We start from the raw sequence: 22,847 nt of genomic DNA, 5'->3' as shown, positions 1-22,847 counted from the left end.
AATACCTTAGTCTGGCCCTTAAAGAGGAAAAGAGCGCTACCTCTTTTATTCAAGGATAGCGCCCTTTAATGGAAGATCGTTTTCCTGCTGTACTGGCAGCCACAAACACACCTAAAGTAAACCATGTAGTATTTCTCTGAAAAACTACCCGTTTTATTCTGGCATCTCTTTTTCTGAAAGAATTTACACGGCTGAATCTAAAAAGAGGTTGGCATAGGAAATAGAAGCCTTGCCTATCTTTTCTATTATTCTCCCTTATTGTAAATCCATTTTTCTTTTAATCGGTCAAATTCTCCATTGAGCTCCATCTCCTCCATCCATAGATTGACCCAGTTCTGAAATACTGCATCCCCGCGATGCATAAGGTAGCCTTTCTGGCTCTTCGTGAACGTATTGTCCGTCAGAGCCGCATACAGCCTGGAATCCTGGCTTGCATAGTAGATGGCCTCAATGCTGTCGGTAATCATCACGTCTACTTTTCCCTCAGCAACCATGTTCGGAATATCCAGATTGTTTTCGATTACGACAACCTTTGCCTGTGTAATGTTGGCATCCACGAATTTTTGGTTGGTTCCCCCTGGGTTTACACCGATGGTGACATCTGGCTGGTCAATCGCTTCCAAGCTTGTATATTTCTCCTTATCTTCCTGCCGGATTAAAGGAGCCTTTCCATCATTAATATAAGGATGCGTTAAGTGTGCTGTTTTTTGCCGATCGGTATTGCGGCTGATCCCGCCAACCGCTATATCAAACTTATTTTTATGGAGGTCCTCCATTAAGGTTGGCCAGGAAGTTTTAACGAAAGTGATCTTGACCCCAAGGTCTGCTGCCATTAATTTAGCCGCTTCGATATCATAGCCTTCATACTCTTTTGTTTTCGGATTAAAGTACGTAAATGGCTTATAGTCACCAGTTGTACCTACCCGAATCACACCTTTCTTTAAAATACGGTCGAGTCTTGAGCTAATGACGAATGTATTGGCCTTTTTATCTACATACCCTCCTGCAGCCTCGGCCACCTGTTTCACTGATACATAAGGTTTTTCATTTACTGTAACCGTGCTTAACGTTTTTCCGTTTAACTCTAGCTGCTCGGTTTGGCTGTCGGCAAGCGACAGGCTTGTCCCTCCGGTAATCAATAATGCAAAAAGTGCAAACACGATGAGTACTTTTTTTTGCAAACTGTTTCCCTCCTATTCAATTGGTTATGTCTATTATCTTTAGGAAGGTACATAAAGTAAATTTATTTTCTGAATTTTCGATAAAACAGTTCGTTTATACGAGGAAAATAGCCCCTATATTTTTTAAACACAAAAACGTTGAAAAGAGCACAATTCTTTTGCTGCAGAATTGCGCTCCTTTTCTGGCATAATCACAAAACGCTAACATTCAAAAAGAAAATAAACATAATCCGTAGGTACGCCTCGTTCACCTTGCTGATGCAGCATCGCTGTCACATTTCCGCGATGGTAGGTTCCATGATTCACTACATGGTGAATGAGATCGGAAAGTATGAACTCACAGCGACCATATTTCGGGTGCTCTGTAATGATGATACGTTCTGGATCCTGATTGTCTGCAAAAAAGTGGTAAAATTCATTTGAAAGCGAATCATAGAACACTTTAAGTTCATCTATAGACGCTCTTGATGCTTCTGTCTTTCGACGCTCAACTTCCCTAACAGTATCGTGGAAGCTGCTTCCTTTCATCGTCTCCAACCAAGTAATGTCTGTTGCATACAGGTGAATCAGCACCTCTGATATCGATGAAAAAACACTATTAACTGTCTCGTTATAAATCCTATCAGGCAGCTGCTTCAAGTGCTGGATCAATTTTTGGTTAGCCCAAACGTGGTAATCGTACATTTTCTTTGCGCGATTATTTTCCATTAGCTCACTCCACCCTCTTCTTTTTGATTCATATGAAATAAAACATGTTTATTTAAAGGACTATCTTTCTTAACTTTCGGGTGATTGAATGTTTTAATAAAATTCATTCCGATTTTTTTCATTACTTTTTTCGAAGGCTTATTAACATCGGCAGTAAAACTAAAAACATCACTAAAACCCAATTCGTTAAATCCATATTGTAAACAGGCTGACGCCCCCTCAGATGCATATCCTTTTCCCCAAGCCTCTTTTTTCAGTCGCCAGCCAATTTCTATACACGGTGTAAAATCAGCTTTAAATGTTGCTCTATGAAATCCTATAAATCCTATAAACTCTTTATTTTTCTTTACTTCCACGGCATATAATCCAAATCCGCATTCTTTAAATTCAGATACAATCGATTTATAGAACACATTTGTTTCTTCGGCTGATAAGGTTTTAGAAAAATACTTCATAACCTGTTCATCTGCATTTAGTCGACTAAATGGCTCTATGTCTTCTTCCTCCCAGTCGCGTAATTGCAATCTCGATGTTTCTAAATATATCATTATAAACCTCCGAGAGTTTAATTGGTTTAGTTTATTAAATTGGCTGAACTATGCATTAAAAAACTTTTGTTCCAGTTCACACTTCTGACGCAAGTGATGGCGAAAATGCATACCGACAAGATCGAACCACTCTCTCGCGTTCAGCCAGCCAAAACCTTCATGTTTAATTTTGTAATTGAGATTTATAGTATCTACTCTAGATTCCCATTGTCTCAGCCTCTGCATTACCAGATCTAGCCTATTCGTAAGGTCTTCTTTACTATCTGAATTGCTTGGCGGGGTATTTAGTTCGTCCGGTAATTTGATTTTAATTGGCGGGAAATCTCCAATTTTATATAAATGCTCACCAAACTCCGTTTTCCCGAGCTTTTGCTCTTCCTTTGATGCCGCACATGTTTCCACATTGTCAAGATACTCCATAGCAACAAGAATCACATGGTCGTACATTTGACCAATGGACCAAACCCCTTCAGCTGTTATATATCTTAGTTGCTCAAGTGAATAGTTTTGCAAATCATGTTTGTATGTTTCAATTAGTTTTAAATTACTCATTTAATCATTCCTTTACCTCTGTGCTGCAATTAATGTTTTGAAAAAAAGCTTCATAAGCTTTTCGGGGATTCGCAAACCATTCTGCAACCTCATCTGCAATCTTTTGATTTTCTGCCCCGGCTAACAGGATTTGAACAACATGCTGAGGCAATGCCTGAGTCATGGCATTTGTCCATTCTGTTACTTCTTTTACAACTGTTTTTGTTCGATCCCAATATGTCTCACCAATTCGGATGTCCCAGATTGAATTTTTATATTGAATCAACGTTTCGTACAACTGTTCAGCACAAATAGAAGAAAGATTACATCCTTGACCAGTAATCGGGTCATTAAGAAAAACACTATCTCCACAACCAACTACTATTTTATTTTTAAAGATTACGTAAGGTTTTCTAATTACAGGTTTAATGGCAACATTAAGGAAGGCTTTATCATCGGAAAGAGCAAAGATATTTTGCTGGATACGATCGTGGATGTCCTGGAAATACATTTGTGTAATATTTTTCATTTGATTTGTAAATTCTTTTACGTCCTTTATTTCTTTAAATACATCTAACTCTCTGCCTGGAACTGCCATAATGAACAATATGGTAACAGGCCCTTGTTCTGTCATTGCAGGAATCTCAAACATTTCACCTATTTCAGGCAGAACGGTTACGCTTACACCTGGAGGATCATTTGGCTTTACCCCCAAAAAATAACCAACTATACATTTTCGTTGAGGCACTTGGATAGGAGAAAGCTGCTTTTCAATAGGAAATGGAAAGAGAGGGCCCGATTTTCCAGAACAATCAATCGTTAAATCAAACTCATCTGCCAAACTTTCTAACTGATCTTTATTTACTCTTATAAGTCGAAAAGAGACACCCTGGTTTTCAAGATCCTTCAAACAGTGTGAAAAGTAGAAACGCTGGTCAACGGATAATGCTGGTTCTTTCAGCCTGCCAACAAATAGTTTTTGATTACCGATCGTCATGTGAATACTTTTAAGAAGAGTTTTATCCTCCCATTTTGGCATTTTAAAGCGATTTTCTCGGGTTCTCGTTGAACCAAAATGTACTTGGGTAGACATAATTCGTCCATTTCGGATCTTATCCGAAGAATTTGAGTGAATAACAGTCACATCAAATTCTTCTTTCAGAGAATAAGCCAGCTGTAAACCTGCTGTGCCGCTGCCTATAATACAAATTTTCTTCTTCAAGGTTCTCTCCCCTTTGTTATCTGGTAGCCGCGAAGATATTATAATAACATTGGTAATTTTCTGCCTTTTTAGTCTAAAGAATACACATGGTGATGTAAATACGACGATTTATTTATTTTCCATATTATTAATGTCTAAGCAAGTCAAACGATCCCTTTTCGACAATCAGGTCCTATTCACAAGGAAAGAGCAAATTTCTTGCTCCTGATAGGCCCCAGATTGTGGAATAACTCATTACAATAATGCTGACCTAAAATTAAAAAAGAGCACTTCCTGTTCAAGGAAAGTGCCTGTTTCTTTCATCAAATTAGAAAAGAGGAAAAGAAGAGCACCCGTCAAATAAAGGGGGGCATTAGTCCTTATTCCATTTAAAAGTACACGTCACTAATCCATTTCATAATAGCTCATCTCAGCAAGCATTTTCTTTTTAGCGAGAGCCCATGCCTTTTCGTTTTGCTCTGAGTTGATATAATACCGAAAAAGCTTAACTTCAAAGTGCTGGATTAGATCCTCGTTTCCGGACTTAATGAAATATGGAAGCACCTTATTTTCAACATAGTCATAATAGGAATCTTCCTTGCTGTTCAGTAATAAATCATGGAGATGAAAAAATAAATAACTTTGGTCATTTCGTTTTTGGGCGAGGTGCAGACCTTTTTTTGCATCGGATAATAGGTCTTCTTTCGATTTTAAGTTTCCCTTATAACAAATGTCTATGTATAAATCTAACATGGTTAGATATAAGTAATCTTCTTCTTTCAGTAAGGTCAACCCTTTATCAAAATACTCTTTCGCCTCTCGAAAATGTTTTCTTCTAAACAGCTCTTGTCCAAGATTAAAATAGAGTTTAGTTAACCTATCTGCAGATTGAATCTTTTTTGCAGATTGGATTAATTTATCATAATAGCTGCGGGTCTCTTTTAGGCTAAATTGCGATTTGGCGTTTAATTGAAGGATAATAAGCGACTCTGTATCGAGTATGCGTGTGAAATTTAATGTTTCTTGAAAATAGCGCAAAGCTTTTTGAGCATAATAGTAAGCTAAAGTGTTGTCATGAACTGCATGATAGGAAATAGCCAGGTGGTAGTAATATTCTTCGCTCGAATAACTGGAATCAATTTTCTTTAGGACTTCAATTGAATCCTTGTAGTTTCCGATACTAAAATAACAGATTCCCTGAACATGTTTATATAGATTGCTCTCATAAGGTGAAAGGCTGATGTCCAGTTTCTTGATCTTTTGCATCACTTTATGACATTTTTCATTTTCATAAAGAATGAGATAATGACGTGCTAGAAGCAGTGAGTAGTGTACTTGAAAGTCGGGAAAATCCTTTAATAGATTAGCGTCAAGTTCTGCTTTTTTTACTTTCATGTTTTCGGTATCTAACATAACAATAGCATTTTTCCATTCTTCTAATGTTTCTTTAAACCTATTGAAATTCCTTACTTCGTCTTGAAAATTTTTGTTTAATTTTTTAGAAAGAAGTGTAATAATTTCCCCAGAATATTCTGTTATGCCTCGCTCAATTTTACTTAAATGAGTGACAGAACAAACCCCTCTTGAAAGCTGTTCCTGTGTGTATCCTTGTTTTTCTCTGTAGTATTTTAGAATTTTCCCTTCGATCATTTTTTCTCCCTCCTACTGATAGTATAAATAACGAACATAAAGGATGGAATAGTTTATAAGAGGATGAAGAAAGATGGTTATTAAGATCCTTATAATTCTTATAAAGAAAGTAGAGAGACTGAAAAATCAATCAAGTATTCGTCTCGATTTGCTTTCTCAATATTGAACCTAACAAAACAATAGTTTACTGTTGTATTCAGCAATATGGTTTATCAACTTAAACCATTAAACCGATTAATGGAGGTATTTTACTTTAATGAATAAACAGGACCAGCTAAATAAGATCAAAGAGGATTTTATTAATTGTCAAAAAGTACTATTGGCTATTGGTGATGAAACACGTCAATCGATCTTGTTAGTTCTAATGGGGACGGATTGTCAAACAGGATTGCGTGTGGGTGAAATAACAGAACAAACACATCTTTCTCGACCAGCTGTGTCCCATCATCTTAAGGTTTTACGAGACGCCGGTGTTATTTTAATGCGTAAGGAAGGCACAAAAAACTTTTATTATATTAATGTACGTACAGAATTAGGTTTGTTAAGAACGCTTGTGTCGGATATTGATAAGTTCATGAAGAACTTTTATTGAATTGATGGAATTTATTTGGAGGTATAGGCTATGAGAGCAATGGTCATTGATAGGTATGGGAAGGTTCCAATGCGTTTGGCAGAAATACCCGCACCTGAAATTGGTGAATATGAGGTACTCGCAGAAATTCATGCAGCTAGTATCAATCCTGTTGATTTTAAGATACGCGATGGGAAAGTGAAATTGTTAGTAAAATATAAAATGCCTCTTATCTTAGGGAATGACTTTTCTGGTGTCATTGCAAAGGTTGGCGCAAAAGTGACTCGTTTTAAAGCAGGTGACGAAATTTATGCACGTCCACGCAAGAGTAAAATCGGTACTTTTGCTGATTATATCGCTATTCATGAAGATGACATCGCCTTAAAGCCTAAAAATTTGAGCTTTGAAGAAGCAGCATCGATCCCGCTGGTTGGGTTAACCTCCTATCAAGCACTAACAGATATTTTGCAATTACAAAAGGGACAAAAGATTTTAATTCAAGCTGGGGCTGGTGGTGTCGGTACCTTTGCTATTCAGCTGGCCAAGTTAATGGGCGCCACTGTTGCAACAACTGCAAGTGCTGCTGGTGCAGATTTAGTGAAAACTCTTGGTGCAGATGAAATAATAAATTACAAGACAGAAAAGTTTGAAGTGATATTGAAAAACTATGATGCCGTCTTTGATACACTTGGAGGCGAAATACTCGAAAAATCATTCGAAGTGATAAAGAGCGGAGGAAAAATTGTTTCCGTTTCAGGATTACCGAATGCCCGTTTTGGTAAAGAATATGGCTCTGGATTTTTTAAGACGCTGTTGTTATCAGCAGCAAGTCATAAACTTACTGCGCTAGAAAAAAAGCATAATGCTGAATATACGTTTTTATTTATGAAGCCAAGTGGTGAACAATTACGTATAATAGCAAACCTTATCGAGAATGGTAAAATTAAGCCAATAATTGATAGAGTTTTTCCTTTTGAAGATGCTCAAAAAGCGATGGAATATGCGGAGTCAGGAAGGTCGAAAGGAAAAATAATTGTAAAAATCAGATAGTTGGAAAGCGAATTTCCTTTTTTCTTTATAATGATAGTGTAAAAGCTTATTGGCACGGGCATTATTGCTTGTGTAAATAAGCTCTTACACTGGATATTTTCACTTTTTAAAAAACAGAACGACTTTCCAGGATCTAGCTTAAAAGTTGTTATTGAAATAGATTGATAAACTATTAGCTGGTAATTCCAAGAAAAAAAGAGCTGCCACTAATACACTAAAAAAGCTAATCGAATAACGCGGATTAGCTTTTTTTACTGATAGGCATTTCCTTTTTGAAATATTTTCATCCTTTTATACAGGGACCTCTAAAGCAGGTAAGGCCTCTTCCAATTCCTCCCTCTTCGATTCCAGCCAGGAAGGCAGCATAAGCCTGCTGCCAAGTTCCTTTAGTGGTTCGTCAACCGTAAATCCTGGAGGGTCTGTCGCGATCTCGAACAAAATGCCGCCTTCTTCATGAAAGTAAAGTGCTTTGAAGTAATTGCGGTCGAGAATTTCGGTTGGATAATAGCCCTTCTCCTGAAGAAGGTTTCTCCACCTCATATGATCCTCTTCATCCTTTGCTCTCCAGGCAATATGATGAACTGTACCTGCCCCCATCAGCCCTCGTACAGAAGGGGTAAGTTTTATATCGATTGTATTTCCAAGTTCGGCTTCTGATTTAAATCTTAAGAATCCCTCTTCCTGACCTAGGCATTCAAGCCCTAATACATCTTCAAGTACTTCAGCCGTTTTATTTGGCTTTGCAGAAATCAGGGTCACTCCCCCAAATCCTTTAATGGCAGCCTCTGGATGAACGTCTTTCAAAGCCCATGTATTCAAAGGCCCCTCAGACCGCTCTACCAGTTCGATTTCAAGGCCGTCCGGATCCTGGAATTGCAGGTAGTTTTCACCGTAGCGAACCGTTTGTATAAACTTAACGCCAAATTTACTCAGCCGTTTTTTCCAAAATTCAATTGAGTGTTCAGGGATCACATAACTGGTCACCCCGACCTGGCCGGTTCCAATCCGCCCTTTGAGCTGCTTCTCCCAAGGAAAGAAAGTTATAACCGTTCCAGGATCACCTTTTTCATTTCCGAAATACAGATGATAAACTTCCGGCCGGTCAAAATTAATCGTTTTCTTTACAAGCCTTAGTCCCAGTACCCCTGCATAAAAGTCGATATTTCGCTGGGCATCGTTAACCATAGCCGTAATATGATGGATACCTGAAGTGATTTGCAAAATCATTCCCTCCACTTCTTTAAAAGTGACTTAATTTCTACTTGGGTCTTTCGATTGAAAACAGTTCGCCAATCTTTGCATAATGAATGCCAGCTAAACGGCTCACTCAGCAAGCCCCTTTGGATCAATTCTTCCCTTATCATAGATGTTTTCATCAATATGAAATTGAACAACTTTTCCAATGATAAGATCACAGCCAGGAGTATCCGTCCCTCCTAATGAAAGAGATTGTTCCAAGGTACACTCCATACGGATTTTCGCTTCCATCACTCCAGGCACGGAAATTTTCGTACTTTCAGCTGGAGTTAATTGTGCTAATTCTATTTCACTTTGATCAGGAGGCAGTGAAGCAGCTGTCATATTTATTTTTTCTACATTGTCCTCGTCGACAATATGAACAACAAATTCCTTTGTGCTGATAATATTTCTGGCCGTATCCTTCTGTGTTCCTTCATTTCTTTGAATCGCCAAGGAAATCATTGGGGGATTTGATGTTACGATATTGAAATAACTGAATGGCGCCCCATTCAATACACCTTCATTTGAGATCGTGGTTACAAAAGCAATGGGCCTTGGTATGATGCTTCCTATTAAAAGTTTGTAATTTTCTCTTTCACTATTGTCAGCTGGGTCAATTGAAAGCATAGCGGGCATCACCTCTATAAAATTTAATCCAATTCTCTTACTGTAAACGGAAGCAGAACACTTTCTATCTTATCCCTTTGCGGCTCATATTGTTCAGGCAGCATTAATTTCCCGCCCATTGTTTCCTGGGATTCATCATGGGCAAACCCTGGAGGATCAGTAACAATTTCAAATAAAATTTCCCCATGTTCCCTAAAATAGATCGCATTAAAGTAGTTTCGGTCTTGAACTGGTGTAACCCCATATCCATTATCGGCAACATACTTTTGCCAATCCAATTGATCCTGATCATCAATAGCCCTCCAGGCAATATGATGGACGGTTCCCACACCCATTCGTCCCCGTCCAATTGGAGTTAATTTAAGATCGATGATGTTTCCAATATCAGCAGAAGATCGGTAACGGATAAAATCCCCTTCCTGACCTAAAACTTCGAGTCCCATAATGTTTTCCAGCAGGTCAGCCGTTTTCGCTGGCTGAGTTGATAGGAGAGTTGCTCCACCGAAGCCTTTTATAGCTGCTTCAGGGGTAACATCCCCGTAAGTCCAGGAATTTACTTCCCCTTCTTCTCTTTCAACAATCTCCAAATGAAGTCCATGAGGATCATCAAATTCCAAATATTGCTCTCCGAACCGTTCCATTTTTGTATAAGGCACTTTAAATTTTTCAAGCCTCTCTTCCCAAAACTTCATGGCACCTAAAGGAACGACATACGAAGTGACTCCTACCTGGCCATCGCCAATAACCCCTTGACGGGCACCTTCCCAAGGAAAGAACGTAATGATTGTTCCTGGCTTGCCGCCCTCATTTCCAAAGTAAAGGTGATAAGTGCCGGGATCATCAAAATTGACCGTTTGCTTGACTAAACGCAATCCTAAAACTCCAGCATAGAAATCTGCATTCTCCTGAGGATGGCCAACAATTGCAGTTATATGATGAATCCCCATTGTTTTTTTACCCATATCTTCAACACTCCTTTAAACTTTGATTAAATATATTCTGTGACTAGGCCATGCCCTGCTATATCAATTCAGTTAATCAATTCATATACAAGCTGGAATGGAACAAAAATTTTCGAAAGCTTTATTTGAGGTATTTCTAATTCGGGATAGTTTAGAATAAAAAGAAATCCAATGCATATTGGCCAGGGCCAATTAATGTGATACCAATGGCAACAGAGAGTAACGTTAAGTTATATTCATATCCATTAGATGTTGCCCATAACCCATTTGGACCATGCACCTTAACGATAGCCATGATCATAGTTCCTGCAATCATTAGTGCTGCGAGAGGAGTTAAAAATCCTAATGCAAACAAGATTCCCCCTATAAGTTCTGCTGATCCTGCAAGAAGAGCCATCATTACTCCCGGCTTCATCCCAATGGATTCAAACCAGCCTCCGGTTCCCTTTAATCCATGACCCCCAAACCACCCAAACAATTTTTGAGCTCCGTGACCAACGAATAATATGCCAATTACCAGCCTAATAATTAATAATCCTAAGTCCATCATTTTTATTTCCTCCTAATTTTAAATTATCTCGAATTCGAGATAATTTATTAAAATTTTTTTGCTTTTTCTTATCATTTCGTGAAATTGAACTAATGCGTCAGCTCCTCTGCATTTAATAAGCTTACCTAAAATTAATGTTTTTTGTGGTTCCCTTTGTAACTGCTGCGCGCTTTCTGGATAGCATAAGATTTACCATATTGGCTTAACTTTATGTCTTGCCTGGGCTCTCTTTAATTTTTCAGGAGTTACATCATCTCCTATTGGATCAACGATGGTTGTGTTTAATAGCAGCTCTTCCATTGAGCCGCGAAATTCTTGGATATATTGACAGCGCAAAATGTTTAATTCTGCATTTTCAATTTGTGTTAAGCCTTCCTTCTTTCTTTTTGCTGCGAGTTCATTTATTCTTCTTAGAAACTCATGCATAAGACTTACTCCTTTCAAGTAAAAATCGAAAGATATCTCGAAGTAAAATATCTCGAATTAAAGATAATATATTTTATTAAATAAGTCAACACTATTCTCTTGATTATAAAGATGGAATATATCATTTTTGCGTGTATTTTAATTTGATCTAATGCACTCTTCATTAAGTGCTGATTTTTATCCGTCCTCTTTTAATGCACATTTTAGGCGTACACTATGAACTTCCATGGTTCCCCGCCTTCCTGATTTGCGCACGATTCCTTCTGCATTAAATTCATTTAAAAGTGCTGTCACTGTTTCACGGATACTGCCCATCATCGATGCTAATTCTTGATGAGTTATGTAAATATCAAGTGCAACCCATTCTTCCGCACTGCTGCTTGGCAATTTATCCCCAAACTTCTCTGTAAGTTTATTTAAGAGGAATAAAAGCCGTTTCCTTGTACTGCTATATGCCATATACTCCAGTAACTCTTCGACTTCCTTAAGGCGGCTGGAGATTATTTCAAGAAGCTTTAAAGAAATACTTGGATTTTCACGTATTATTTTTTCAAACTGCACTCTATCTATTCTGCAAATAACAGAATCCTCCCATGCCTCAGCATATAAATTTTCAGAACCGGTTGTAAAAGTACCAATTTCTCCAAACACATGCCCCGTTTCTAAAATATCAACTGTAAGCTCTTTCCCGCGCTCAGTTATTCTATACAAACGAACCTTACCCGATTTGATTAAATACAATAACTTTTGATCCATATGTGGAGAACTAATAACGGTACCTTTCTCCACAACTTTCATAGGTGTGACCGGTTCATATTTCTTTAATTCCTCCAATTCCAGATCCTTAAAAATCTGTATTCTCGATAAATACTTCATTTTATCCATATGCCTCTCCCCCAATTCTGCCGAATGTAGTCCAGACTACATACTCACTAACCTAACAAGCCTAGAATGTATACATAGCAGCTACGTCTATTATACAAAAGGAGGAAACTTTGTGGATGTTGTAACTATGATCATTCAAATTATTTTAATTTTTATTTTCACCATATCCATTTCGATGAAATTAGCACGTACCAAGTCAATGGTTAAGCACTGGGGAGAATATCGCTACCCCCTATGGTTCATGCAATTAATTGCTTTCCTGGAAATATTGAGCGTAGGCGGATTGATCATAGGATTTTGGTTTCCTAAATTTATCTTGCTTTCAGGATCCCTCATTACTATTCTTATGCTAGGTGCCCTGCACGCTCACTTCTTAAGAGCCAGACATAGACCGATTATGGGATTAAATGCCTTAACAATGCTGATTTTAGCTATTATAATCACCTTTTTTCAATTCAGTAAGTAGTCAAGAATAGCTCACGTTAATATTGTCCGGCATTCAGTTTGAAGACTCATGAACTTAGCCATATCGTTACCATTCCGGAAAGCCTGCTATCCCAAAGAGAAAACCTAATTTAGTGATCCATTCTTAAAATATTCCAAACATCCCTACCCCCATCTAATTTCAAGACGGGGGTCATAATTCTTTAATAGGAAGTTAAGGGAATGATCTTAATGTTCCTGTATAATCCTCCAAGCTGAAGCATAGAACTTCCGCCAGAATGCTAACTGTGTCTTGGACTACTTTTTAGTGGCGGTTATATTTTTGCGGTTCAACTCAAGCTTTAGCTGCAATATCTGAACACTGTAATCATCATTTGAAAGGTGCTGTGAAACCAGGTCATATATGATGTTTTTTACGCTGAATTACAGAAAGATGGATTCCACCAATGATCTTACCCGCTAATTTTGAGGGGAGGATACAGTTTCCTTTGTGAACTAACCAGCCTATCATATAATCCAAATGCAGATGGGCGTTGGCACAGTTCCTATATTTTATATCATTTGTGTAAGTGCCAGGCATAAATTTCCCCTATATTTCCACTTACCGCCTCACTTTTTATTGCCTTCCATTCATAAGTTTTCCAACACCGGTAATATTAAGAGTAATGCAGAAAATAATGGTGATTTACTTATGACTAAACAGGATTAAGGATGAAGTCCAGCATGAGGTATGGGAAAAATCCTTTTTTATTCCAATAAATTTTTAATATAGTCAAAAAACAAATGTACGCTTTGGTCTTACTTTAATAAACATTCTATCCCCTTTAGCAAAAAAAGAACACAAGATAAAAAGTTGATGAATACCGCCGGAGTGAGAACGCAGTTTTACCACAGCCAGATACCAAATTATGAAACGGAGGTGAACCAGATAAAGGAACAGCCAATACCAGACAGATTGAAGATATCCCCATTTCTAGTGTTTTATTTAATTATGTCCATGCAAATTGGCATTGGGGTTCTTAGCTATCAGAGAGACATCGCAAAGGATGCTGGCTATGATGCCTGGATTTCCATCCTGTTTGCCGGGGGATGCATACATGTCATCCTTTGGATGATCTATAAAATTGCCGAAACGGTTGATGGAGATTTTGTGACAGCCCATAAGTACCTTCTGGGCAATTTGATCGGCAAAGCTATCAGTTCCATTTTTATAGGTTACTTTTTTTTGTATGTCTTAGCTATCGCACGAACATTTATCGAAATCATTCAAGTGTGGATGTTTCCGGATCTGAGCACTTTCTGGTTCTCCTTTGGTTTCATGATACTTTGTACTTATATCATTTTTGGAGGGTTAAGAACCGTAGTCGGTATAGCCTTTTTTGGTCTTGTATTGCCGGCTTATCTCCTTCTGACATTCGGCTGGGCCATTAAATTCTCAAATTTTTATAATCTCCTCCCAATTTGGGATCATTCCGTTAAGGAACTTCTCATCAGTTCCTACAATATGTCGCTTACCTTCATCGGTTTTGAGATTATTTTGTTCGTTTATCCTTTTATAAAAGAACCAAAGAAATCCAAAAAGTGGGCCCACCTTGCTGTTTTAACCACTACCCTGATCTATACGATTTTAGCAGTCATTACCTTTGCCTATTATTCGGAAGATCAGCTTGCTAAACAGGTTTGGCCGACTTTAACCATGTGGAAAATTGTTGAAATGCCTTTTGTGGAACGTTTCGAATATATTGGGATTGCAAACTGGAACTTAATTATGCTTCCGAATGTGTGTATTGCCATCTGGATTTGTTCGAGACTTATCAAAAGGATCTTTAATATTAGACAAAAAATCGGTGTTTTTTTTATTGTGGGTGCATTATTATTATTGATTAACTTTATTAATACGCGCGAAGAGATTAGTCTGTTTAATGAATATTTTGGGAAAGCAGGGTTTGGCTTTACATTCATTTATATCCCCTTGTTCTTTGCCGCTATCATGATTGCCAAGAGGGTAAAAAAGAAGGGTAAAAAGAAATGAAATGCTTATCTAAATGGGGATGGGTCTGATGCTTGCTGGATGTATTTTCTTTGGCTTTAACCGGCAAGCATAATAAATTGCTGAATATATTTGTATTCGCTTAAGTACTTTACTTCTGCAAATTTATTTGGTTTTTTCGGAATAACAAGAGGATCCAGAGTCCATTCCCCTGAAATCAGGGCACGTGCCACATTCTTTAATTTCTCTTTATCCACTCCTATCATTGTTTTAACTGCATGTTTCCACTAACAAACACCAATAATGTTGATAGCATGAGATAAACGAGTCAAAAAAAAACGGCTTTGATATTTTCGCAAAGCCGTTTTTCTCCTATATCGTATGTACTAACCTTGATGTCCTTCAGTATAAATTTGAAAGGTTACATCGAATTTATCTTTAATAACCCCGTATGCAGGACTAAAACTTGTTTCTGATAGCGGCATTTCAACTTTTCCCCCATCCTGTAAGGCATTAAAAACTTGCCGGGCTTTATCTGCATGGTCAAAGGTAATACAAATAGTCACTAGGTTTCCCTCTTGAGCTGGCTGCCCTGGGAATGTATCTGAAAACATAATAGCTGACTCACCAACCTTTATCGTCCCGTGTGCAACAAGGTCTTTTGCATCCTCCGGCAAAGGAAAATCAGGGCTGGCAGGCATTTCACCAAAAGTAATCACTCCTAAATTTTCGGCATGAAATACCTTTTCGTAAAATCCAATTGCTTCTCTTGCATTTCCGTTCAACTGTAAATAAGGAATAAATTGCATGATTTCAGCTCCTCTAATTTTATTGGATATGTACTCCAAATATTATTATAACCAACAAGCAGATGAATTACATTAAAATTCTGATAATTTTAATTATTCAGCACCATATAGTCACAAGTGCTGTTTCAAGTAGACCGAATAAAGAATTTACTAAGCGAATCTAAATAAATCTACACGCTTTTCTTCTTCTAGTTCAGCTAAAATCTTTATCATTTTATATGTTACAATGAATATAAATTTTTTTCTGAACAAAACAAAGATTTAGATACTAAGCGTCTTAATCCTTTAATCTCATACATAACTGTGTTAATTGTGGCCACCATAAAAAAGCAGTTTGAGACCATGATAACGATAGTAATTATTATTGTTGATCAGCTTTTTCTTTATTGTCATTGAAGGAGCGTGGGCGGAAAACATGTACACCGTTCTTACATATTTTGTTTCCCTTTTTGTTATTGTGATATCTGTATTTACTACACTTTTTATCAAAAATGAACTAGAGCGAATGTTCCGGGAAAAAAATAATATGATCCCTTTTCATCTATCTAATGTGCTTCTCACCTTAATGGTTTCTTTTGCAGCACATGCTGTATTGACGATTTATATCATTGGAGATGAATTCAACTGGTTACTGCAATTGGCAATCCTCATTTTCATTATTTTACCAATTTATATTTTAGGGCACTTGGCATTCGAAAAATATAAATCTGTTTATAAAAAATACATACCCTCTGAGAGCGGGAAGATTTTAGTACTTAATGAAAAGTACTTAAAAAAGAAAAAGTGGCCTTCAAGGTTCAAAAATTATAATGACTTTTCTAAGGAAAAATAAGGAATTTTAAAAATAGGAGTCTTACTTAAGTTCAGTAAACTTAAGGAACTTTTTTGGTATTTATTTATGCAGGGATTGGAGCATTTTAAATGAAGAATGAGCAGTATTGGGTTTCAAAGCTTGGATTAACTCCTCATCCAGAAGGAGGATATTATAAAAGAACGTTCCAATCAGAGGAATATACTTCTGATCAAGAATTGTCTGTGAATTTTGCGGGAACACGTAATCTCTATACAAGCATTTATTTTTTATTAACGTCCAACGATGTGTCCCACTTTCATCGATTGAAATCGGATGAATTATGGTATTTTCACGCTGGAAGTCCATTAATCATACATATCATCAATGAAAATGGTGAATATGAAGAAATTAAATTAGGAATAAACCTTGATAATGGAGAAGTACCTCAAGCTTTAGTGCCGAAAAATTCAATCTTTGGTTCGTCTGTTATGGAGGCAGATACATTCTCACTAGTAGGCTGTATGGTTTCTCCAGGCTTTGATTTTCAGGATTTTGAACTATTCATACAAGCAGACCTTTTATCCAAATACCCTCAATATAAGGAAGTTATTTTAAAATTAGCATATGAAAGGATTCCTGAATAGAGATTTACTAATGCTTGTCTTAATCAGCCATGCATCCCATCCTTATTAAGACAAGCAATCATTCTCGAAATCACCCTATTTCCATAAAAAAGAGAGGTAACTCCCCTATATTTAGTGTTCAAAATCAGATCTATTTAGTCCTCCTTGTTCAAATCATTTCTAAGGACATTTGAATCCTTCATTGCTTCTTGGTTTATAGGAAATTTAAATTTGCTTCTCTTCAACTTTAAAATGGCAAAGGGCTCTTTTGACCGAGCCCTTTTTTAAGAAGTTAGCCTTTTATTATAAATGAAAGCAGACGCATTCCTTATTTACGAAATGCGACGCCTGTTGATTACTTACCGTCATTAATATTGGAGACAGCAATAGAGAATTCCTCAAAACTCATTTCTCCTAAGGCAAACTTCGTACTTTCAACAAATATACGTTCATTTTTCGTTAGTTCACGTTTTGCTGCCTTTTCAATCCATCCATCTTCTATATCTAAAGTATCTAAAACATGCTTTTGTTTTGAAAAAGCATCATAGTATCTTAATCCAAACTTTCTTTGGGAAACAGCATCAGTATGTATGCCATCTGGATTTGCCGTTAAGCCTTTTGATGTTACGAAAAAGCAATTCTTTTCGGAATGAGCCACTTTAGATAATATCTCATTTATTTGTTTATATTCTGCCGCACTTTTCCCAAATCCCGACTGTCCAAGATAATGCCCCAGCTCACCTATAATGATCGGGATATCCGGTGCATTCAATTCTTCTCTCAAGTGTTCGAATAAGGAAAGCAGTTTGGCTTCGTATGTTTTATATCGTTCTCCGTAACTGTCGCTTTCTCCCTGATGCCATAGAATCCCCGCTAATTCACTTGTTTCCATTGCAAATTTTGCTTCAGAAATCGCATGCCTGGTTAAAACTCCATCTATTGCCCAATCATCAATAGAGCTTCCTCCCTCGGCACATGGAATGAGCCCAATCCCCTCGCCTGAATGGTCCTCTGTCCAAGCCTGAGCAAAAGAGGCTGCCGGCCCAATACCAGATACGTGGCGATCAAAATGAATTGGCTCCGCCATCATCTGCCATCTGCCGTTTCGCAGCATATTTATGTGCTCATTATAAATTGGAGACACATCGTCCATAAATCCTCTGCCAGCCATGTTGGATTGTCCGATTAACAGTATAGATTTCATAGAGTATCCTTCCTTCTGTCGAGTTTTAATTCAATTTAATGGCCTGATAATAAATAGACAAGCCAATGTGCATCACACTCATACGCCTTTTTGCCTTCCGTAATACATCTGCCGTCTCTTTACCTTATCATTCATCCTTAGAAGTGGTGCGGGTATAAAGTATACTTACCTTTTCTTTCTCACCTTACCATGCAGAATAACTGAATTTGTCCGAATTATATAGCATATTCTCCGAACCAAGAGAGCACTTACTAAAGAAAAAGGACGCTTTCTTACTCAGGAAAACGCCTGCTTACTGAATGAGTATGAAGGACCTTAAAAGTCCCTAATGAAATGTTAGTTGCTGAATAGGCGGATTAAGAAACCATCTTCTTCAACATGAGGCATAAAATAGGTGATTCCATAACTTGAAGCTACAGCCATAATGACTGTCCAAAGGAATAAACTGGTCAACATCCAGCCGGTTACCCTCTTTCTTGTCGAACCAAAGCTCATTCCCATAAACGCAGATATGTGAGATCCAACGAAAAAAGGGCCAATAATTGCTAAGCCAGGTAAGCCATACTTATCAAAAAGTGCCCGTGCCCGTTTGCCTTTTTTCGACTCTTCCATGCCTTCAGCATCAGCTTGTGCTGCCGCAACTTCTTCCACATGCATAATATCTTGCATACGTTTTTTTTGTTTTCGCTTTCTCATCCATTTCTTCACTTGATCCACAAAAACAATTAACAGAACCACTGTCAGAGCATTCCCCAAAAAAGCAAGTATCGCTGTCAGAACTGGAGATAGACCCCCGATGATAGCCAGTGGAATCACAGCAACAAGTTCAAATAACGGAATTGCCGCCAGAAGAAATACAAAAATATACGATAAAAACATATCCTTCATCCTCCCCTTTATTCATAAAGTTTTTTAACTTCCGACCAAAAAATAAAATACTGCCCAATGCCAAGTACAGTCAAAGCGATGACAGGGAGCAACTCGACTTTCCTAAACAGTGAAACCGCTACAATCACTGCCGGAATCGCAAAATAATAATAAATATACACTTTTCGACAAGCACGATACGTAATATATTGATGCCCTTCATCTTCTTCTTTCAGCTCATACGGGATGAAGGTAAGAATACGAATCTTCCGTTCTGGAAATTTACGGTTAAAATAAACCATTGTTCCGAAATAGATGATGACAAAAATAGCATATGCAACAAAAATAATAGTCGTCATGTTATTCCGCTGCTCCAAAACGATGCTCATCGAATAAATGACCGCAAGCCCAATCAGAAACACACTCATTGTTAAAGGTGAACGCAAAAAACGTTCCATAATCACTCATCCTCCCCCTCTATCCAAAACAGTTCCTCTAAATCGACACGTAATGCTTTAGCAATTTTCAATGCCAACAGTACAGACGGAGCATAGTCACCTTTTTCAATCATGCCAATGGTTTGGCGGGTAGCTCCAACCAATTTACCTAAATCAGATTGAGTATAATTATGCCTCGCTCTTAATTCCTTCACTTTATTTCTCAGCATATTTAACATCCCCTATTACCATTTCCTGCCTCTTTATTGTAAAGAATACTTAACATTAGGTCAAGGATATTTTCCATTTTACATACCACTTAACTTAGTTGAGATTATGATAGCTATCCAAAAGGACTTATCTATGAAAAGAAAAAGAACCTCCAAATTTGTAATGGAAGCCCTCTTGCCCATGATTGTCATTAAAGTTCCTGCGGAATATAAGGTTTTAATTCGATGATCTCGCCGCCTTACAGCTGATGGTACATGTTTTCATCAAATATTTTTTGAGGCTTATCAAAATATATAGGCAGTTATTCAACAATATGGCCAGTTTGTTGGATAATAGTCATGATGATTTTTTCACTCCCCTTAGGCTCTTAACGTTAATTATGATATTAAAAAAGTGCCTAACCCCTCATATACAAGGGATTAGACACCTTTAATACAGGTTTATTAAAGTGTTAATCAGCATGATACGATCATTTGTCTTTCTCATCTGAATCATGACTCGTCATCGATTGATCAATCATCTTCAAATAATTTTTCTCCCCGGTGGAGGCGCATGGCAATTTGTGCTGTATGCGGCATTTCTCTCGCAGTTGGGGCATGCCCTGCCAGATAACGTGTGACTGCAAGGATCAATGTTTCCTGTGCATACCTGGCAAGCTCTGAATCCTCTTTTTCCCAATGATCGTGTTCGACCATTGCTGCTTCATACATTTGAAATGAGTGAAACTCTGCATCCTCTCTTAGTAAAGCGTGACCGAGCGTATTGAAGAGTTCGCTTTTATCACCGCCGCGTGCCAGGTAATTCACTACCCATCTTGCTGATTCCGCAACCTGCTGCTGCTGATTCATCAGCTCCAATAATTCTGAAGGATTCTGCGGTTCAGTTTCCACATCTTTTGGTTCCGGCCTTCTGGCAGACGGTGTATTGAGAAAACGATCAAGATACACACTCATTGCTCCATGGAAAACAGCCCGGGTCAATTCAGGTGTAGCAGAGCGGCGTAACGATTCGTGTACCGCATGTGCGTGGGTAAAAGTATGAAGTACAGTGATCCAATCCCTGAAATCATTTTGTACATGGAAGCGGGAAATCCGATCAGCAGCCGCTAAAGTTACGAGCTGGGCTAACCGGGAAGGAGTGACGCCGTTTTTAAGTGCATCCTTCATCATATTTACCGTTTTAATAGGGTTATCTGATAAAATTTGTTCAACCAAAGCTGGTTCATCTATACCAACGTCTTCTCGTGATGTGTCATCAGCAAGGATATCAGGTAATTCCTGGAACGCCTCCTTTAAGGGTTTGACCAGGTTCACAGGTGATTGCCAGCTATGGGATTCTTCACTGCGGGATACATCACTGATACCAGGCAGCAAGGATGACAATACATAAGGCCGGTGCTCAATACCAATCTGATTTATAATCTCGAATGCTTTATTATGAAAATCAAGAGTATGACCTGTATTTACATAAAAATGATCCGTAACCGCTGTCATCATCATGTCAGCAAGCTGCTCGTCTGAGAATCCCGATTGTACCGCGGTCAATAGCACCCGCTCAGCTCCCTGTGAATCACGCACCTCCACACAATGACGATACCATTCTGATAATTGCTCGAATGATTGGGTATTCTTTTCATTTGATACAGGGAGGGATCCAAGCAAAAAGCGTGTTCCCATGCCGGAACTTTCCCGTGCAACATGAACCAGGCCTTGGAACAGCGCTAAAACCTGTCCGGTTTTATCCAATTTGGGCAATACATTGGTCATGGCTGTTAAAATCGTTAATCCCGATCCCCATCCACCCCTCCGATGTGTTGTTCCGAATTCGACGCCGATTTTTGCTATCTCTGTCTCTGGAAAACCAGCTTCCATCAATCCGACAACTGATTTGGCGATGACCAGACTAATATTTTGCTCAAGGCCGTCACGTAATCGCCGCCTTAATTTTTCGATTGTCACCTTATTAAACGGAACTGGATAAACCCAAACCTCATCCCCCTTGATCTCAACAGGATAAGTAGGGACATCATCTGCCCATGGATCCAAGGTTCCGCCGCTTTTTATATCAAAGCGGGCATGATGCCAGTGACACGTCAAAATCCCATCACATAGACTTCCTGTATGGAGAGGAAAGCCCATATGCGGACAGCGGTTATCCACCGCATAGACTTGTTTTTCGTAAACAAATACGGCAATTGCATGACTTCCACCTTTAATAACCTTTGCCCCTTCATCTTCAAGCGTTTTTAATGAACCGGCATAAATCAATTCTGACAATGGTATCACTCTCCCTAAAGAATTCATAAAAGATTTACAATAATTGTTATCTATTATTTTATATTATTGAAGGAATACAGGAATCCTTCATAGGTGTGGACTTTTTTCATCCAAAAGTCTGAGAATCTACCCAAAAACAAAGGTTAACATCGGTATGCTCTCCCTTCCAATGACCATTCATATATTGATAATCTTATGAATCTGAATCGCCTCTTGGTTATTCAGCTGTTTTTTGAATTGCCTCCTCTTACAACGACTATGACTGGTAACCTTCAATTCTGAATTTAATACACAGATTATAAGCAAGAGTGTTATCTGATACCTTCTTAAAGTAATCTGCCCCGTTAACCCGTTAGCTAATGAAGAAAAATTACTTTACTTCTATGGCAAATGCATAATCAGCATCTCCAGTAGATGTGTTCTCTTTCTTTTCATCCATCCACCAGGCTCCATATGAATAGTAATAAATCCCTTTTTGGGCAGGCGCTGTGAAATGATTGTTACTTATTTTAACTTCCGATTCTTCAGAGCTGCTTATTTGCAGAACATGAATTTTATTTGGTTTTGGTTCATATTCCATAATAAAAGCTACACTTTCACCAGGACTTACTTCAATTGGTTCACTTCCTTCCAAAAGCTCGATTGGTCCAGCTTTATCCACACATTCGGCTTGACCTTTCGTCGACCAGCAATAGGTTCCAAGTATAGTTTCGAATCTTTCGTTATCCACTTCTATAAAGGCTTTAGGTGGCTTAGGTTCTTCTTGAGTCACACCATTATTTGTACACCCAGTGATGATTAAACCAAAGAGAGCTATAATATGGTACCTTTTCTTCATGATTGTCTCCTCCTAAAAAAGAATGCACCAATATCTGAGCAGGCTTCTGTTTATCTATTTAGACGATGTTCGTTATGTATTGTGCATCCAAAACGAATGAATATAAAAAAACACAAAACTAAAAGGGAAATTATCCTTTTGAGGACCAATGCCCAATTATCATTATATAATTGTTTTGTTGAACAAAACCTCCCTCAATAAAAGAA

At 38.0% G+C, this 22,847-nt stretch carries 24 protein-coding genes and 1 pseudogene; 5 read left to right on the top strand and 20 right to left on the bottom strand.

Features of this window, described 5'->3' with window-relative positions; translation table 11 throughout:
• Positions 1–245 precede the first annotated feature (245 nt).
• From CE058_RS00845 to CE058_RS00820, 6 genes are all read right to left on the bottom strand, one after another.
• A complete protein-coding gene (locus CE058_RS00845) occupies positions 246–1,181 on the bottom strand; it encodes a transporter substrate-binding domain-containing protein (protein ID WP_227887676.1) in 936 nt (311 codons plus the stop codon).
• A 201-nt stretch (positions 1,182–1,382) separates the two neighbouring features.
• Positions 1,383–1,889, bottom strand: coding sequence for a DinB family protein (locus tag CE058_RS00840; protein ID WP_163139654.1), 507 nt, complete (start codon positions 1,887–1,889; stop codon positions 1,383–1,385).
• Complete coding sequence (locus CE058_RS00835; protein ID WP_163139652.1) at positions 1,889–2,437, bottom strand: GNAT family N-acetyltransferase; 549 nt, start codon at positions 2,435–2,437, stop codon at positions 1,889–1,891. Before CE058_RS00835 ends, CE058_RS00840 begins: the two co-directional genes overlap by 1 nt.
• Positions 2,438–2,485: 48 nt before the next feature.
• Positions 2,486–2,989: a DinB family protein gene (locus CE058_RS00830; RefSeq protein ID WP_163139650.1), complete on the bottom strand. Its 504-nt coding sequence runs from the start codon at positions 2,987–2,989 to the stop codon at positions 2,486–2,488.
• Positions 2,990–2,993: 4 nt separating this feature from the next.
• Positions 2,994–4,190 carry a styrene monooxygenase/indole monooxygenase family protein gene (locus CE058_RS00825; protein ID WP_163139648.1) on the bottom strand — a complete coding sequence of 399 codons (1,197 nt, stop codon included), beginning with the start codon at positions 4,188–4,190 and terminating at the stop codon, positions 2,994–2,996.
• Positions 4,191–4,574: 384 nt separating this feature from the next.
• Positions 4,575–5,819 carry a helix-turn-helix domain-containing protein gene (locus CE058_RS00820; protein WP_163139646.1) on the bottom strand — a complete coding sequence of 415 codons (1,245 nt, stop codon included), beginning with the start codon at positions 5,817–5,819 and terminating at the stop codon, positions 4,575–4,577.
• Positions 5,820–6,075: 256 nt separating this feature from the next.
• Between CE058_RS00820 and CE058_RS00815 the strand changes: the two genes are divergently transcribed.
• Positions 6,076–6,411, top strand: a complete 336-nt coding sequence (locus CE058_RS00815; RefSeq protein WP_163139644.1) for an ArsR/SmtB family transcription factor — start codon at positions 6,076–6,078, stop codon at positions 6,409–6,411.
• A 30-nt stretch (positions 6,412–6,441) separates the two neighbouring features.
• Entirely contained in the window at positions 6,442–7,440 is a 999-nt protein-coding gene (locus CE058_RS00810) for an NADP-dependent oxidoreductase (protein WP_163139642.1), read from the top strand.
• 291 nt (positions 7,441–7,731) lie between these two features.
• On the opposite strand, the gene CE058_RS00805 is transcribed toward CE058_RS00810, so the two are convergent.
• From CE058_RS00805 to CE058_RS00780, 6 genes and pseudogenes are all read right to left on the bottom strand, one after another.
• Positions 7,732–8,667 carry a ring-cleaving dioxygenase gene (locus CE058_RS00805; RefSeq protein ID WP_204260497.1) on the bottom strand — a complete coding sequence of 312 codons (936 nt, stop codon included), beginning with the start codon at positions 8,665–8,667 and terminating at the stop codon, positions 7,732–7,734.
• 31 nt (positions 8,668–8,698) lie between these two features.
• A pseudogene (locus CE058_RS00800) lies at positions 8,699–9,306 on the bottom strand (flavin reductase family protein).
• 23 nt (positions 9,307–9,329) lie between these two features.
• Entirely contained in the window at positions 9,330–10,268 is a 939-nt protein-coding gene (locus tag CE058_RS00795) for a ring-cleaving dioxygenase (protein WP_163139637.1), read from the bottom strand.
• Positions 10,269–10,419: 151 nt separating this feature from the next.
• Entirely contained in the window at positions 10,420–10,818 is a 399-nt protein-coding gene (locus tag CE058_RS00790; RefSeq protein WP_163139636.1) for a DoxX family protein, read from the bottom strand.
• Positions 10,819–11,007: 189 nt separating this feature from the next.
• The gene (locus CE058_RS00785) at positions 11,008–11,244 is read right to left on the bottom strand and encodes a DUF896 domain-containing protein (RefSeq protein ID WP_163139634.1); all 237 of its coding nucleotides are present in this window, start codon (positions 11,242–11,244) and stop codon (positions 11,008–11,010) included.
• 177 nt (positions 11,245–11,421) lie between these two features.
• Positions 11,422–12,129 carry a Crp/Fnr family transcriptional regulator gene (locus CE058_RS00780; protein WP_163139632.1) on the bottom strand — a complete coding sequence of 236 codons (708 nt, stop codon included), beginning with the start codon at positions 12,127–12,129 and terminating at the stop codon, positions 11,422–11,424.
• Between the two features lie 112 nt (positions 12,130–12,241).
• Here CE058_RS00780 and CE058_RS00775 point away from each other — a divergent pair, with 112 nt between their 5' ends.
• Complete coding sequence (locus CE058_RS00775) at positions 12,242–12,595, top strand: DoxX family protein (RefSeq protein WP_163139630.1); 354 nt, start codon at positions 12,242–12,244, stop codon at positions 12,593–12,595.
• 906 nt (positions 12,596–13,501) lie between these two features.
• Complete coding sequence (locus tag CE058_RS00770) at positions 13,502–14,605, top strand: GerAB/ArcD/ProY family transporter (RefSeq protein ID WP_163139801.1); 1,104 nt, start codon at positions 13,502–13,504, stop codon at positions 14,603–14,605.
• A 56-nt stretch (positions 14,606–14,661) separates the two neighbouring features.
• Here the strand turns inward: CE058_RS00770 and CE058_RS00765 are convergent, their stop codons facing one another.
• Complete coding sequence (locus CE058_RS00765) at positions 14,662–14,829, bottom strand: hypothetical protein (protein ID WP_163139628.1); 168 nt, start codon at positions 14,827–14,829, stop codon at positions 14,662–14,664.
• A 120-nt stretch (positions 14,830–14,949) separates the two neighbouring features.
• Entirely contained in the window at positions 14,950–15,372 is a 423-nt protein-coding gene (locus tag CE058_RS00760) for a VOC family protein (RefSeq protein WP_048008610.1), read from the bottom strand.
• 921 nt (positions 15,373–16,293) lie between these two features.
• Here CE058_RS00760 and CE058_RS00755 point away from each other — a divergent pair.
• A complete protein-coding gene (locus CE058_RS00755; RefSeq protein WP_163139626.1) occupies positions 16,294–16,809 on the top strand; it encodes a cupin domain-containing protein in 516 nt (171 codons plus the stop codon).
• 334 nt (positions 16,810–17,143) lie between these two features.
• On the opposite strand, the gene CE058_RS00750 is transcribed toward CE058_RS00755, so the two are convergent.
• From CE058_RS00750 to CE058_RS00725, 6 genes are all read right to left on the bottom strand, one after another.
• Positions 17,144–17,992: a sialate O-acetylesterase gene (locus tag CE058_RS00750; RefSeq protein WP_163139624.1), complete on the bottom strand. Its 849-nt coding sequence runs from the start codon at positions 17,990–17,992 to the stop codon at positions 17,144–17,146.
• Positions 17,993–18,328: 336 nt separating this feature from the next.
• Positions 18,329–18,871, bottom strand: a complete 543-nt coding sequence (locus tag CE058_RS00745) for a small multi-drug export protein (protein ID WP_248347719.1) — start codon at positions 18,869–18,871, stop codon at positions 18,329–18,331.
• A gap of 17 nt (positions 18,872–18,888) precedes the next feature.
• Complete coding sequence (locus CE058_RS00740) at positions 18,889–19,323, bottom strand: hypothetical protein (protein WP_163139622.1); 435 nt, start codon at positions 19,321–19,323, stop codon at positions 18,889–18,891.
• The gene (locus CE058_RS00735; RefSeq protein WP_035329703.1) at positions 19,320–19,526 is read right to left on the bottom strand and encodes a helix-turn-helix transcriptional regulator; all 207 of its coding nucleotides are present in this window, start codon (positions 19,524–19,526) and stop codon (positions 19,320–19,322) included. The genes CE058_RS00740 and CE058_RS00735 overlap by 4 nt, the downstream gene beginning before the upstream one ends.
• A 513-nt stretch (positions 19,527–20,039) precedes the next feature.
• Complete coding sequence (locus CE058_RS00730; RefSeq protein ID WP_163139620.1) at positions 20,040–21,803, bottom strand: Rieske (2Fe-2S) protein; 1,764 nt, start codon at positions 21,801–21,803, stop codon at positions 20,040–20,042.
• Positions 21,804–22,173: 370 nt separating this feature from the next.
• A complete protein-coding gene (locus CE058_RS00725) occupies positions 22,174–22,641 on the bottom strand; it encodes a hypothetical protein (protein ID WP_261391742.1) in 468 nt (155 codons plus the stop codon).
• Between the last annotated feature and the right edge of the window lie 206 nt (positions 22,642–22,847).

Origin of the sequence: Bacillus sp. 22-7, from assembly GCF_010628845.1 — a bacterium.
Lineage (GTDB): Bacteria > Bacillota > Bacilli > Bacillales > Cytobacillaceae > Cytobacillus > Cytobacillus firmus_B.
Note: the sequence above shows the minus strand (reverse complement) of the source record. Positions and strands in the feature narration are given on the sequence as shown.